The sequence below is a fragment of the Halomonas sp. NO4 genome, assembly GCF_010994375.1.
Taxonomy (GTDB): domain Bacteria; phylum Pseudomonadota; class Gammaproteobacteria; order Pseudomonadales; family Halomonadaceae; genus Halomonas.
The window spans coordinates 1-13,122 of record NZ_WHMA01000025.1 but is presented as its reverse complement, the minus strand read 5'-3'; the positions used below and the strand labels follow the sequence as shown (position 1 = coordinate 13,122).

14 protein-coding genes are annotated in these 13,122 nt (G+C 69.0%); 5 read left to right on the top strand and 9 right to left on the bottom strand.

The annotated features are described in order from the left end of the window. Window position 1: 1 nt before the first annotated feature. On the bottom strand, window positions 2-895 hold the full coding sequence (gene gluQRS, locus FEF15_RS14630) for a tRNA glutamyl-Q(34) synthetase GluQRS (protein WP_163559911.1): 894 nt from the start codon (window positions 893-895) through the stop codon (window positions 2-4). An 80-nt stretch (window positions 896-975) separates the two neighbouring features. Continuing rightward, on the bottom strand, window positions 976-1,413 hold the full coding sequence (gene dksA, locus FEF15_RS14625; RefSeq protein WP_163559910.1) for an RNA polymerase-binding protein DksA: 438 nt from the start codon (window positions 1,411-1,413) through the stop codon (window positions 976-978). 218 nt (window positions 1,414-1,631) lie between these two features. Between dksA and FEF15_RS14620 the strand changes: the two genes are divergently transcribed. Then, complete coding sequence (locus tag FEF15_RS14620) at window positions 1,632-2,792, top strand: aminotransferase class I/II-fold pyridoxal phosphate-dependent enzyme (protein ID WP_163559909.1); 1,161 nt, start codon at window positions 1,632-1,634, stop codon at window positions 2,790-2,792. Between the two features lie 9 nt (window positions 2,793-2,801). Next, window positions 2,802-3,566 (top strand): DNA/RNA nuclease SfsA, encoded by a 765-nt coding sequence (gene sfsA / locus FEF15_RS14615; RefSeq protein WP_163559908.1) that lies wholly within the window; start codon window positions 2,802-2,804, stop codon window positions 3,564-3,566. A gap of 16 nt (window positions 3,567-3,582) precedes the next feature. Here the strand turns inward: sfsA and FEF15_RS14610 are convergent, their stop codons facing one another. From FEF15_RS14610 to FEF15_RS14585, 6 genes are all read right to left on the bottom strand, one after another. Next, a complete protein-coding gene (locus FEF15_RS14610; protein WP_163559907.1) occupies window positions 3,583-4,041 on the bottom strand; it encodes a DUF4426 domain-containing protein in 459 nt (152 codons plus the stop codon). Between the two features lie 28 nt (window positions 4,042-4,069). Then, window positions 4,070-4,669, bottom strand: coding sequence for a methionine biosynthesis protein MetW (gene metW, locus FEF15_RS14605; protein ID WP_163559906.1), 600 nt, complete (start codon window positions 4,667-4,669; stop codon window positions 4,070-4,072). Continuing rightward, window positions 4,669-5,838 (bottom strand): homoserine O-acetyltransferase, encoded by a 1,170-nt coding sequence (locus tag FEF15_RS14600; protein ID WP_163559905.1) that lies wholly within the window; start codon window positions 5,836-5,838, stop codon window positions 4,669-4,671. The genes metW and FEF15_RS14600 overlap by 1 nt, the downstream gene beginning before the upstream one ends. Before the next feature lie 47 nt (window positions 5,839-5,885). After that, window positions 5,886-6,479, bottom strand: coding sequence for a YggT family protein (locus FEF15_RS14595; RefSeq protein ID WP_163559904.1), 594 nt, complete (start codon window positions 6,477-6,479; stop codon window positions 5,886-5,888). A 55-nt stretch (window positions 6,480-6,534) separates the two neighbouring features. Next, a complete protein-coding gene (gene proC, locus FEF15_RS14590; protein WP_163559903.1) occupies window positions 6,535-7,359 on the bottom strand; it encodes a pyrroline-5-carboxylate reductase in 825 nt (274 codons plus the stop codon). A 62-nt stretch (window positions 7,360-7,421) separates the two neighbouring features. After that, the gene (locus FEF15_RS14585) at window positions 7,422-8,126 is read right to left on the bottom strand and encodes a YggS family pyridoxal phosphate-dependent enzyme (RefSeq protein WP_163559902.1); all 705 of its coding nucleotides are present in this window, start codon (window positions 8,124-8,126) and stop codon (window positions 7,422-7,424) included. A gap of 74 nt (window positions 8,127-8,200) precedes the next feature. On the opposite strand from FEF15_RS14585, the gene FEF15_RS14580 reads away from it, so the two are divergent. Beyond that, on the top strand, window positions 8,201-9,235 hold the full coding sequence (locus FEF15_RS14580) for a type IV pilus twitching motility protein PilT (protein ID WP_163559901.1): 1,035 nt from the start codon (window positions 8,201-8,203) through the stop codon (window positions 9,233-9,235). Between the two features lie 34 nt (window positions 9,236-9,269). Further along, entirely contained in the window at window positions 9,270-10,412 is a 1,143-nt protein-coding gene (locus FEF15_RS14575; protein WP_163559900.1) for a PilT/PilU family type 4a pilus ATPase, read from the top strand. 22 nt (window positions 10,413-10,434) lie between these two features. On the opposite strand, the gene FEF15_RS14570 is transcribed toward FEF15_RS14575, so the two are convergent. Then, window positions 10,435-11,565, bottom strand: coding sequence for an anhydro-N-acetylmuramic acid kinase (locus FEF15_RS14570; RefSeq protein ID WP_163559899.1), 1,131 nt, complete (start codon window positions 11,563-11,565; stop codon window positions 10,435-10,437). 116 nt (window positions 11,566-11,681) lie between these two features. Between FEF15_RS14570 and tyrS the strand changes: the two genes are divergently transcribed. Next, window positions 11,682-12,881, top strand: a complete 1,200-nt coding sequence (tyrS, locus tag FEF15_RS14565) for a tyrosine--tRNA ligase (RefSeq protein ID WP_163559898.1) — start codon at window positions 11,682-11,684, stop codon at window positions 12,879-12,881. Window positions 12,882-13,122 lie beyond the last annotated feature (241 nt).

Below are 13,122 nucleotides of genomic sequence, written 5' to 3'. Positions count from 1 at the left end.
CTCAGTCGGAAGGCGCCGCGATGCGCCGGGTGGATTGCGGGCGAATGCGCGCCACCGACCAGTGGGTCACGCCCCAGGCGAGCTGCTCGGCGACCGGCGCCGTGGCGAGTTCGGCGGGAGGTCGCTGGTCGAGTGCCGCCAGGGCGGCGTGGAGCAGCGGTCGCGCCGCCTCGGTGTCTTCGGGGATCGGCGGGGCGTGGTTCTGCTTGGAGAGCTTCTGCTCGCCCTCGCCCAGGATCAGCGGCAGGTGCAGGTAGCGCGGCACGGGCAGCGCCAGGGCGTGCTGCAGCGCCCGCTGCCAGGGGGTGTTGTCGAGCAGGTCGAAGCCGCGCACCACGTCGCTGATCCCCTGGTCGGCGTCGTCCACCACCACGGCGAGCTGATAGGCCCAGAGGCCATCCTTGCGCTGGAGCACCACGTCGCCGAGCAGCGCCGGGTCGAAGTGCTGGTGGCCGAACAGGCGATCCTCCCAGGTCACCGGGCGCAGGCCGCGGTCGCTGCGCAGCCGCCAGGCGGCGGGCGCGTCCGGCTCGCTCAGCCCGTCGCGACACCAGCCCGGGTAGATGGGGTAGTCGCGCCACTGCTTGCGCGAGCAGCTGCAGGGGTAGGCCAGCTGCCGGGCGATGAGTGACTCCAGTGCGGTCCGGTAGGCGGCGTCGCGGTCGTGCTGCCAGAGCACCGGGCCGTCCCAGTGCAGGCCGAAGGCCGCGAGCTGGCGCGGGATGGCGTCGGCGGCACCGGGCACGCAGCGCGGCGGGTCGATGTTCTCGATGCGCAATAGCCACTCGCCGCCCGCCTGGCGGGCGTCCAGGTAGCTGGCCAGGGCGGCGACCAGCGAGCCGAAGTGCAGCGGCCCGGAGGGCGTGGGGGCGAAGCGGCCGCGGTAGTGGGGCATGGGCGACTCCTGCCGGGAGTGGCCGTTACGCAAACGGGCACCCTGGGGTGCCCGTCACGAGGGTGCAGCGAAGCAGCCGCTCAGCCACCCAGCTGCTTCTCCTTGAGCTCGGCGAGGGTCTTGCAGTCCACGCAGAGGGTGGCCGTGGGACGGGCTTCCAGGCGGCGGATGCCGATCTCCACGCCGCAGGCCTCGCAGAAGCCATAGTCCTCCTCGTCGATCTTCTCGAGGGTCTCGTTGATCTTCTTGAGCAGCTTGCGCTCGCGGTCGCGGGTGCGCAGCTCCAGGCTGAAGCCCTCTTCCTGGGTGGCGCGGTCGGCGGGGTCGGCGTAGTTGTTCGCCTCCTCCTGAAGGTGGCGCACGGTGCGGTCCACCTCCTCCATGAGCTCCTGTTTCCAGCCCAGCAGGATCTGTCGGAAGTGCTCCAGCTGCTGTTCGTTCATGTACTCTTCACCCGGCGCCGGCTCGTACGGGGTGAATTTCTTGGGCGCTTCCGTCTTGGTGTCGGCTACTGGCATGGGAGTGCCTCGTTACTTGAGTGACTGCTGATCAATACCCGCCACGGGGTCAGGTATCTCACGCCAAAGGCATGCTTGTTTAGCGGAAAAATGCCGGCTTTGCAACCTCTGGCGTGCCGGGTTTAGGCGAGATTCGACAAAGTCGCTAGAATGGCCCGGTGATCATGCGGCGGGCCGAGCCGGCCCACCAACCCCCAAGCGCTGCCAAGGAGCCTGCCATGCCGTGGAACTCGCGCGTCGCGCGTGTCGCCCCCTTTCGGGTGATGAGCCTGCTGGAGATCGCCCAGGCCCGGGAGGCCGCCGGCCATGACGTCATTCACCTGGAGGTGGGCGAGCCCGACTTCGCCACCCCCGAGCCGGTGGTGGCGGCCGGCCAGGCGGCTCTAGCCGCCGGTCACACCCGCTACACGCCGGCTGCCGGGCTGCCGGCGCTGCGCGAGGCGATCGCCGGCCACTACGCCGAGCACTTCGGCGCCGCGGTCGACCCGGCGCGCATCCTGGTCACCCCCGGCGCCTCCGGTGCCCTGCTGTTGGCCAGCCAGCTGCTGGTGGGGGCCGGCGACCGGGTGCTGATGGCCGATCCCAACTATCCCTGCAACCGCCACCTCATGGCGCTGGCCGGGGCCGAGGTGGATGCCGTGCCGGTGGACAACGCCAGTGCCTGGCAGCTCGATGCCGGCCTGGTCGCTGACCACTGGGACGACGCCACGCGCCTGGCGATGCTTGCCACGCCGTCCAACCCCACCGGCCACATGCTCGACGCCGGGCAGCTCGCGGCCGTGGCCGAGACGGTGGCGAATCGCGGTGGCCACCTGCTGGTCGACGAGATCTACCAGGGGCTCTGTTACGATCTGCCGCCGCTGTCGGCGGCGTCGATCACCCCGGATGCCTTCGTGGTCAACAGCTTCTCGAAGTACTTCGGCATGACCGGCTGGCGCCTGGGCTGGCTGCTGGCGCCCGAGGCGGCGGTGGAGCCGCTCACCCGCCTGGCGCAGAACGTCTTCCTGGCGGCGCCGACGCCCGCCCAGCACGCCGCCCTGGCGGCCTTCACGTCCGAGTGCCGCGACATCCTTGAGCAGCGCCGTATCGAGCTCGGCCGGCGTCGCGATGCCCTGCTTGCCGGGCTCGCTGCGCTGCAGCTGGCGCCGGCGCTGCCGCCCCAGGGCGCCTTCTACCTGTGGCTCGACATCTCGCACTACAGCCGCGACAGCGAGGCCTTCTGCCGGGCGCTGCTCGAGGAGGAGAACGTCGCCATCACCCCGGGCACCGACTTCGCCGTCCAGGGTGGCGAGCACCACGTGCGCATCGCCTTCACCACCGGCATCGCCCGGCTGGAGGAGGCGGTGGCGCGCCTCGAGCGCTTCTTGGCGCGGCGCTAGGGGAGCCGCATGGATTACCCCGAACTGGTGCCCGGCACGCTGCTGCGCCGCTACAAGCGCTTTCTGGCCGACGTACGCCTCGACGATGGCCGCGAGGTGGTCGCCCACTGCCCCAACACCGGCTCGATGCGCGCGGTCAACGTGCCGGGCTGCCGGGTGTGGCTGGCGCCGAGCGACAACCCGGCGCGCAAGCTGGCCTGGACCTGGGAGCTGATCGAGCTGCCCCAGCCCGACGGCACCCTGGCCCTGGCCTCGGTGCACACCGGGCGGGCCAATCGCCTCGTCGAGGAGGCACTGAGTGACGGGCGGGTGTCGGGGCTTTCCGGCTACGCGGCGCTCCGACGCGAGGCGGCGGTGACGGTGGCGGGCGAGCGCAAGACGCGGCTCGACTTTCGCCTGGAGGACCCGGTGCGCGGTACGGCCTTCGTGGAGGTCAAGCAGGTCACGCTCAGGGAGGCTGACGGCCATGGCTACTTTCCCGACGCGGTGAGCGAGCGAGGCCGACGGCACCTGGAGGCGCTGGCGGCGCTGGCCGGGCAGGGCCACCGCGCTGTGCTGCTGTTCTGCGTGGCCCACGAGGGCATTCCCGACGTGGCCCCGGCCGCACACCTCGACCCGGCCTATGCCGCGATACTGTCACGCGTGGCGGGGGCGGGCGTCGAGGTGCTGGCGCACGGTTGCGAGGTCGAGCGGCGCCACGGCCGGCCTGTGGCGATCCGCTTGGGCGGGCGGCTTCCGGTGCGCTTGGATGGAGCCCTTCAGGCCGCACAGTAGTTTGAAAACGCCCTCTTCAGCGCTCGATATAGAAACGCTGGATGAAGCTCACCTCGGCGGGCTCGGCGTTGCGGTCGTAACGCACGTCCAGGTCGAAGCGCATGGGGGCGTCCTCGTGGATGCGGAACACGGCGACCTGCGACAGCAGGCCGTCGTCGTCGCGCAGGGTGCGGAAGGCGAGCGGCGAGCCGGTGTCGCTGCCCAGCTCACCGACCTGGCCGTCGACCTGGGCGTTCACCGGCCGGGTGGTGCCGTCGTCGCGCTCCTCGAGCACGCTCACGTTGAGCAGCGCCATGGCGCGGTTGCGCGGGATGTCGTGGGCGCGGGCGATCTCCTCGGAGAGAAAGCTGGTGTTCACGGCGCTGTAATGGATCTGGTAGTCACCCACCTGCTCGAACTGCTGGGCTGCGAGCGGCAGGGAGAGGGCGAGCAGCAGGGCCGCGCTCAGACGACACAGGACGGTGCGATGCCTCATGACGAGTTCCTCGTTTGGCAGCCGCGCGTCAGCCGGACTGGCGGCCGACGCGAAAGATGGCGATCTCGCCGAACAGGTTGGGCCACAGGCGCGAGGTCCAGTGCCCCTCGTGGTCGCGGATGCCCACGGCCCGGTCGGTGATGGTGAGACCCTTGTCGCGGCACAGGTGTTCAAAGTCGTTGAAGGTCGACAGGTGGATGTTGGGGGTGTCGTACCAGGCGTGGGGCAGCGACTTGGAAACCGGCATGTAGCCGCGGATGCCGAGGTGCACCCGATGGCGCCAGTAGGCGAAGTTGGGGAAGGTGATGATGCACTCGTCGGCGACGCGCAGCATCTCGTCGAGCATGCGGTCGGGGCGGCGCAGCGCCTGCAGCGCTTGGGTCATCACCACCAGGTCGTAGCTGTCGTCCTCGAAATTGGCGAGTCCCGCATCGAGGTTCTGCTCGACGACGCTGACCCCCTTGGCGATGCAGGCGGTGATGCCGTCGGGATCGATCTCCAGGCCGTAGCCGGTGACGCCCTTGTCGCGCGCCAGGGCGGCGAGCAGGGTGCCGTCGCCGCAGGCCAGATCGAGAATGTGGGCACCCTGGGGTACCCAGCGGTGGATCAGCTTGAGATCGGTGCGCATCAGGCTGTCTCCTCCGTCCCCGTTGCCAGGCCCAGGTCTCGGGCGGCGCGTGTCATGAAGGCCGAGAACACCGCCTGGTAGCGCGGCTCCGGCAGCAGGAAGGCGTCGTGGCCGTGGGGCGAGTCGATGTCGACATAGCTGATCGGCTTGCCGGCGCGGATCAGGGCGTTGGTGAGCTCCCGCGAGCGCGACGGCGGGAAGCGCCAGTCGCTGGTGAAGCTCACCACCAGGAAGGGGCAGGCGGCCGGCGCCAGGGCCCGTGCCAGGTCGCCGCCGTGGGCGGCGGCGGGGTCGAAGTAGTCGAGCGCCTTGGTCATCAGCAGGTAGGTGTTGGCGTCGAAGGAGCTCGAGAAGGTATCGCCCTGGTAGCGCAGGTAGGACTCCACCTGAAACTCCACGTCGTAGCCGAAGTTGAGGTCGTCGCTGCGCAGATCGCGGCCGAACTTGCTGCCCATGGCGTCTTCCGACAGGTAGGTGATATGGCCCACCATGCGCGCCAGCTTGAGGCCACGGCGCGGCGCCGTGCCGTGCTGCGCGTACCAGCCCTCGAAGAACTCGGGGTCGGAGCGGATCGCCTGGCGTGCCACCTCGTTGAAGGCGATGTTCTGGGCCGAGAGCTTGGGCGTGGCGGCGATCACCACGGCGTTGGCGATCCGCTCCGGGTAGGTGAGCGTCCACTGCAGCACCTGCATGCCGCCGAGACTGCCGCCGATCACTGCGGCGAAGCGCTCGATCCCCAGGCGGTCGGCGAGGCGCGCCTGGCTGTGGACCCAGTCGCCTACCGTCATCATGGGAAAGTCCGGCCCCCACTGGCGGCCGGTCTCGGGATTGACGCTCACCGGCCCGGTGCTGCCGTGGCAGCCCCCCAGGTTGTTCAGCGAGACGACGAAGAAGCGCTCGGTGTCGATGGACTTGCCGGGGCCGATGTGCGCATCCCACCAGCCGGGCTTGCGCTCCTCGGCGCTGTGGTAGCCGGCGGCGTGGTGATGGCCCGACAGCGCATGGCAGATCAGCACGGCATTGGAGCGCTCGGCGTTGAGCGTGCCGTAGGTCTCGAAGACCAGGTCATAGGCCGGCAGCGTCCGGCCGCAGGCCAGGGCCAGGGGGTCGTCGAAGTGTGCCGTCTGTGGCGTCACCAGGCCGACCGAATCGCGGGGAAGATCGGGCATGGGGCGTGGGTGTCCCGTCGTTGGGGTTCGACTCAGGTCGGGCTGGCTCACAGGCCGACCAGCGCGCCGGCGACACCGGCGGCCCGGGTCAGCGAGCCGACCACGATACCGTCGATCAGGCTGATGGCGATGAAGACCACGATGGGTGACAGGTCGATCATGCCCAGCGGAGGGATCACCTTGCGCACCGGCGCCATGATCGGCTCCACCAGCTGCATGACCAGCAGCGCACCGGGATGGCTGGCGTTGGGCGCCACCCAGCTCAGGATGATCATCACGATCAGCGCGAAAAAGTAGATCTTGAGAATGGCGTTGGCGAGCGCGGCCACGGCGCCGATGGCGATGCTGGCGATGGGCGGCATGCCGAACCCGGCCACCTGCAGGATCACCACGATGGCGACGGCCTTGAGCACCAGGGCGGCGGCCAGGGTGGCCAGGTCGAAGCGGCCCATCACCGGGCCGAGAAAGCCCTGGAAGAGGCCCACCACCGGCTGGGTGATCTTGACCACCGACTGGCTCAGCGGGTTGTAGTAATCGGCCCGCGATGCCTGCAGCAAAAAGCGCAGCATCATCAGGAACAGGTAGATGTTGATCAGGGTGTTGACCAGCAGCAGGCCGGCGTTTCCCAGTTGACTGCCCATCAGGGCTCCTCCATGTCGTGTGCGTACAGGCGCGTGAGGCGCGCGGGTGGGGCGATCAGCGCTTGCCGAGTTCCTCGGCCATTTCACGGGCGCGGGCGGCGCAGGCATCCATGGCGTCGAGCAGGGCGCGACGCAGGCCGGCCTGCTCGAGGTGCTCGATGGCGCGCTCGGTGGTGCCGCCGGGCGACATCACGTTGCGCTTGAGCTGGGCCGGCTCCTGGTCGCTCTGCGCCGCCATGCGCGCCGCCCCCAGGGCGGTCTGGATGGCCAGGCGGCGCGCCGTCTCGGCGGGCAGGCCGAGCTTGACGCCGGCTTCCTCCATGGCCTCGAACATCAGGAAAAAATAGGCCGGGCCGCTGCCGGAGACCGCGGTGACGGCATCGAGCAGGGCTTCGTCGTCGACCCATTCCACCAGCCCCACCGCCTCGAGCAGTTCGCTGGCCTGCGTGCGCTGGGCGTCGCTGACCTGGGGAGTGGCGTAGAGGCCGGAGGCGCCGGCACCCACCAGCGAGGGGGTATTGGGCATGCAGCGGATCAGCGGCAGGCCACCGCCGAGCCAGGTGTCGAGGGTCTCGGCGGTGAGGCCCGCGGCCACCGAGATCACCAGCGGGCGCTGGCGCTGCAGGCTGTCGCGCAGGCCCTCGCACACCTCGCGCATCACCTGGGGTTTCACCGCCAGGACCACGACATCGGCATCGCGCACCGCGGTGACGTTGTCGGTGTCGGTGTGGATGCCGAAGCGTTCGTGCACCGGCGCCAGGAAGGCGTCGCTGGGCGAGGTGGCGGTGATGGCGGTGGCGGGGTAGCCGTTGTCGATCATCCCGCCGATGATGGCGCTGGCCATGTTGCCGGCGCCAATGAAGGTGACTCTGCTGGCCATGCGTTGTGTCCTTCTTCCAATTCGTGGTGACTCGCCAGCGGCGGATGCGCCGGTCGCTGTTGCTAGGGCGTGGTGCGCTCCCCGAAGATCGCCGTGCCCAGGCGTACCAGGGTGGCGCCTTCCAGCACGGCGGCTTCCAGGTCGGCCGTCATGCCCATGGAAAGGGTGTCCAGCGGCGCCTCGGGCAGGCGCGTGCGCAGCGCCTCGAGGGCCTCGCGCAGGCGGGCGAAGGGCAGGCGCTGCGCGGCGAGCCCCTCGGCCGGGGCCGGAATCGCCATCAGGCCGCGCAGGCGCAGGTTGGGCAGCGCGACGACCCGCTCGGCGAGCGCCCCGAGCTCCTCCAGGCCGACCCCGGCCTTGGTGGCCTCGCCGCTGACGTTGACCTGCAGGCAGACATCGAGCGGGCCGAGCGCCGCAGGGCGTTGATCGTTCAAACGCACGGCGATCTTCTCGCGGTCGACGCTGTGCACCCAGGCGAAATGCTCGGCCACCGTGCGGGTCTTGTTGGACTGTAGGGGGCCGATGAAATGCCAGACGATCCCGTCCAGGTCGGCCAGTTCGGCTTGCTTGTCGAGGGCCTCCTGGACGTAGTTTTCGCCGAAATCGCGCTGCCCGAGCTGCCAGGCGGCGCGGATCATGCCGGCCGGTTTGGTCTTGCTCACGGCCAGCAGACGCGCGCCATCGGCAGGGCGCCCGGCCGAGGCCAGGGCGCACGACAGCCGCTTGCGGGCGGCCGCCAGCGACTCGCGAAGTATGAGATCCGTCATCTCAGTCACAGGAAGTCCGTGATGTCGAAAGCTCTGGCATACTGGGGGAACCTTACCTGGAGCAGGGGAAGTGCATGGATATTACCGAACTGCTGGCGTTCTCGGCAAAGCAGAACGCCTCCGATCTCCACCTCTCGGCGGGATTGCCGCCGATGATTCGCGTCGACGGCGACATCCGCCGCCTCAACGTGCCGGCCATGGATGACCGGGAGGTACGCAAGCTGATCTACGACATCATGGGCGATCGCCAGCGCCGCGACTACGAGGAGCACTTCGAGACCGACTTCTCCTTCGAGGTGCCCGGGGTGTCGCGCTTCCGTGTCAACGCCTTCAACCAGGCACGCGGCGCGGGGGCGGTGTTCCGCACCATCCCCAGCGAGGTGCTGACCATGGACGACCTGGGCCTGGGCGATGTCTTCCGCCGCCTGGCGCTGCTGCCGCGCGGCCTGGTGCTGGTGACCGGCCCCACCGGCTCGGGCAAGAGCACGACGCTCGCGGCGATGATCGACTACATCAATGACAACCGCTATGACCACATCCTCACCATCGAGGATCCGGTGGAGTTCGTGCACCGCAGCAAGCGCTGCCTGATCAACCAGCGCGAGGTGCACCGCGACACCCAGGGGTTCGCCCCGGCGCTGCGCAGCGCCCTGCGCGAGGACCCCGACGTCATCCTGGTCGGTGAGCTGCGCGACCTGGAGACGATCCGCTTGGCGCTGACCGCGGCCGAGACCGGCCACCTGGTGTTCGGCACCCTGCATACCACCTCGGCGGCCAAGACCATCGACCGGATCATCGATGTCTTCCCCGGCGAGGAGAAGGCCATGGTGCGCTCGATGCTCTCGGAATCGCTGCAGGGGGTGATCGCCCAGACCCTGCTCAAGCGCCAAGGTGGCGGGCGCGTGGCGGCCCACGAGATCCTCATTGCCACGGCGGCGGTGCGCAACCTGATCCGCGAGGACAAGGTGGCGCAGATCTACTCGGCCATCCAGACCGGTGGCAACCTGGGCATGCAGACCCTGGATGCCAGCCTGGCCAAGCTGGTGAGCGACAACCTGGTGGCCCGTGACGAGGCCCAGGCCCGCGCCAAGAGCATGCTGTCGCCGTGAGGCGGCTGACACCCATCGATGCAGGAGCAGGTAGATGACCGCACGCGAATGGCTGGAACAGCTGCTGGGCATCATGGCCCAGAAGGAGGCCTCGGATCTGCTGATCTCGGTCCAGGCACCGCCCACCATCAAGATCGCCGGCCAGCTGATCGCGCTCGGCGACCAGCGTCTTTCGGTGGAGCAGGTGCGCGAGCTGGTCGCCGCCGCGCTGCCCGAGGCTCACCGGGAGCGCTTCCGCGAGGAGCGCGAGGCCAACTTCGCGCTGAGTCTCTCGGGGCGCGGCCGCTTCCGGGTCAGCGCCTTCCAGCAGCGCAACCAGCTGGCCATGGTGATTCGCCGCATCGGCTACGAGATTCCCCACCTGGAGGAGCTGTCGCTGCCGCCGGTGCTCGGCGAGCTCGCCAATATCAAGCGCGGCCTGGTGTTCGTGGTGGGCGGCACCGGCACCGGCAAGTCGACCACCCTGGCGTCGATGATCCAGCAGCGCAACGAGACAGTGGGCGGCCACATCATCAGCGTCGAGGACCCCATCGAGTACGTCCACCCGCACAAGAAGGCGATCATCAATCAGCGCGAGGTGGGTATCGACACGGAGTCCTTCGAGGTGGCGCTGAAGAACACCCTGCGCCAGGCGCCGGATGTGATCCTGATCGGCGAGGTGCGCACCCGCGAGACCATGGAGCACGCCCTCACCTTCGCCGAGACAGGCCACCTCTGCTTGGCGACGTTGCACGCCAACAACGCCAACCAGGCGTTGGATCGCATCATTCACTTCTTCCCCCACGAGCGTCACGACCAGATCTGGCTCGACCTGTCGCTCAACCTGCACGCCATCGTCGCCCAGCAGCTGCTGCCCACTCGCGACGGCGGCCGCTGCCCGGCCATCGAGGTACTGCTGCGCACGCCGCTGGTCGGCGACCTGATCCGCAAGGGCGACGTGGGCGAGATCAAGAACGTCATGGCGCGCTCGCGGGATCTTGGCATGCAGACCTTCGACCAGGCGCTCTTCGAGCTCTTCAAGGCGGGCCAGATCAGCGAGGAGGTGGCGATGGTGCACGCCGACTCGGCCAATGACCTGCGCATGATGATCAAGTACGGCGACGAGGGCAGCGAGGCGCTGGCCCGGGCGCAGGATTCGGCGCAGAAGCTCTCGCTGCGCGACGAGGACGACTTCTAGGACGGAGGGGGCTGGGCTTTGGCTAGGGGGCGTAGAGGCCGCCCAGCACCCGTGGACCGGCCGCGCCGGTGACGCTGGGCAGGTTGCCGGGCTGCCCCGCCAGGCGTCGCCAGGCGAGCCAGGCGAAGGCGCCGGCTTCCAGCCAGTCGGCCGGCCAGCCCCAGTCGTCGCTGGGTACCAGCGACGTCTCCGGCAGGTGGCGCGCCAGGCGCGCCAACAGGTCGCGGTTGTGGGCGCCGCCGCCGCAGGGGATCAGCGCCTCGGCCGGCGGGGCGTCCAGCTGCTCGCGGGCCATCTCCACGCCGAGGGCCACGCTCGTGGCGGTGAGCTCGGCCAGGGTGGCCTGGACGTCGGCCGGCGACTCGGTGTCCGCGAGATGGCCCTGGAGCCAGTCGAGATGGAAGTGCTCCCGTCCGGTGCTGCGCGGCGGCGGCTGGTGAAAGAAGGGGTCGGCGAGCAGCCGTTCGAGCAGGTCGCTATCGACGCTGCCCGAGGCGGCCCAGGCGCCATCGGCATCGAAGTGTCCGCCGCGGTGGCGGGCGTGCCAGGCGTCGAGAAGCACGTTGGCCGGACCGGTGTCGAAACCCAGCACCGCGGCCTCGCTGCCGACTGGCGGCAGCAGGGTCAGGTTGGCGAAGCCCCCCAGGTTGAGCACCAGCCGCCAAGCGTCGCCACCGCGGAACAGCGCCTCGTGGAAGGCCGGCGCCAGGGGGGCGGCCTGGCCGCCGGCGGCCAGATCGCGGCGGCGCAGGTCGCCCACCACCGGGCAGCCGGTCAGCTCGGCGAGCAGGCTGGGGTTGTCGAGCTGCAGGGTATAGGCCGGGCCGCCATGGTGCCCGGTCGGGGCGTGTTCGATGGTCTGGCCGTGGCTGCCGATGGCGGCGATGGCCGTGCGCGGCGTGCCGCTGGCCGCCAGCAGCGTCTCCACCGCCCGGGCCTGCAGCCGGCAGAAGGCATCCTCGGCGGCGGCGAGCTCGCGGAAGCTGGCCTCTTCGGCGTGGCAGAGCTGCCACAGCGCGTCGCGCAGCGCATCCGGCATGGGCTCGTCGTGTGTGGCGAGCAGGCGAGGGCTGCCTGCGGCATCGAACTCGACGAGGGCGGCGTCGATGCCGTCCAGGCTGGTGCCGGACATCAGTCCGATGAAGTAGGGCATGGGGCTCTCCCAGTCGCGGCCGCGCCACCGCAAGGCGCCAAGACATGCTACCATCCTGCCCCATTCGAAGGAGCCTGCGTACAGGACCGACAACCGTATCTGTGGAGTTGGAGACGATGACCTATGTCGCGAGCGCGCTGGCGCTGCTCAAGCGTGGCACCCATGAAATCCTGATCGAGGAAGAGCTGGTCAAGAAGCTCGAGTCCGGGCGCAAGCTGCGCATCAAGGCCGGCTTCGACCCCACGGCGCCAGACCTGCACCTGGGCCACAGCGTGCTGCTGACCAAGATGCGCCAGTTCCAGGACCTGGGTCACGAGGTTATCTTCCTGATCGGCGACTTCACCGGGCGCATCGGCGATCCCACCGGCAAGAACGTCACTCGCAAGCCGCTCACCGAAGAGGAAGTGCGCGCCAACGCCCAGACCTACCGGCAGCAGGTCTTCAAGATCCTCGACCCCGAGAAGACCGAGGTGCGTTTCAACGCCGAGTGGTTCTCGGCCATGAGCGCCGCCGACATGATCGAGCTGGCAGGCCAGAGTACCGTGGCGCGCATGCTCGAGCGTGACGACTTCGACAAGCGCTACACGGCCAATCAGGCGATCTCCATCCACGAATTCCTCTATCCGCTGGTTCAAGGCTACGACTCCGTGGCCCTCGAGGCCGATGTGGAACTGGGCGGTACCGACCAGAAGTTCAACCTGCTGATGGGGCGCGAGATCCAGAAGCACTTCGGCCAGGCGCCCCAGGTGGTGATCACCATGCCGCTGCTCGAGGGGCTCGACGGCGTGCAGAAGATGTCCAAGTCGCTGAACAACTATGTCGGCGTCGACGAGGCGCCGGGGGCGATGTTCAACAAGCTGGTCTCCATGCCCGACAGTCTGATGTGGCGCTACTTCGAGCTGCTTTCGCTCAAGTCCAACGAGGAGATCGACGCGCTCAAGCGCGACGTCGAGGCCGGCGCCAATCCGCGCGACATCAAGATGGTTCTGGCCCGCGAGCTGATCGGGCGCTATCACGGTGAGGAGGCCGCGGCGCATGCCCACAAGTCCGCCGGCAACCTGCTCGCGGAGGGTGAGCTGCCGGAGGACCTGCCCGAGGTGACAGTGGATTTCGAGGGCAGTGCCCAGGCGCCCATCGCGGCGGTGCTCAACCGTTCGGGGCTGACCAAGAACAGCGCTCAAGCCAAGGACATGCTGGGCAACGGACGGGTCAAGGTCGATGGCGAGGTGGTCGAGCGCGACCACATGCTCGACACGGGCACGAGCTACGTCATCCAGGCGGGCAAGAAGCGCTATGCTCGCGTGATCCTGCGCTGATCTCGGTACGCCACGACTCGGGAAAGCACATACAACAGGGGAAAGTACACACAACGCCCGCCTTGCTCGGGTGTTGCGCCGTCTGCCGGCCGGCGATGACTTATCCACAGCGCCTTTCGCCACGGCCCTGTGGATGGCCATGTTCCCGGTCCGGGTCATCTGCCGGACATTTTTCGGTAAAACCCCTTGCGTCGCTCCGGCCCAGGCCGTAAAGTACGCATCCGCTGCCGGCGACGGGCAA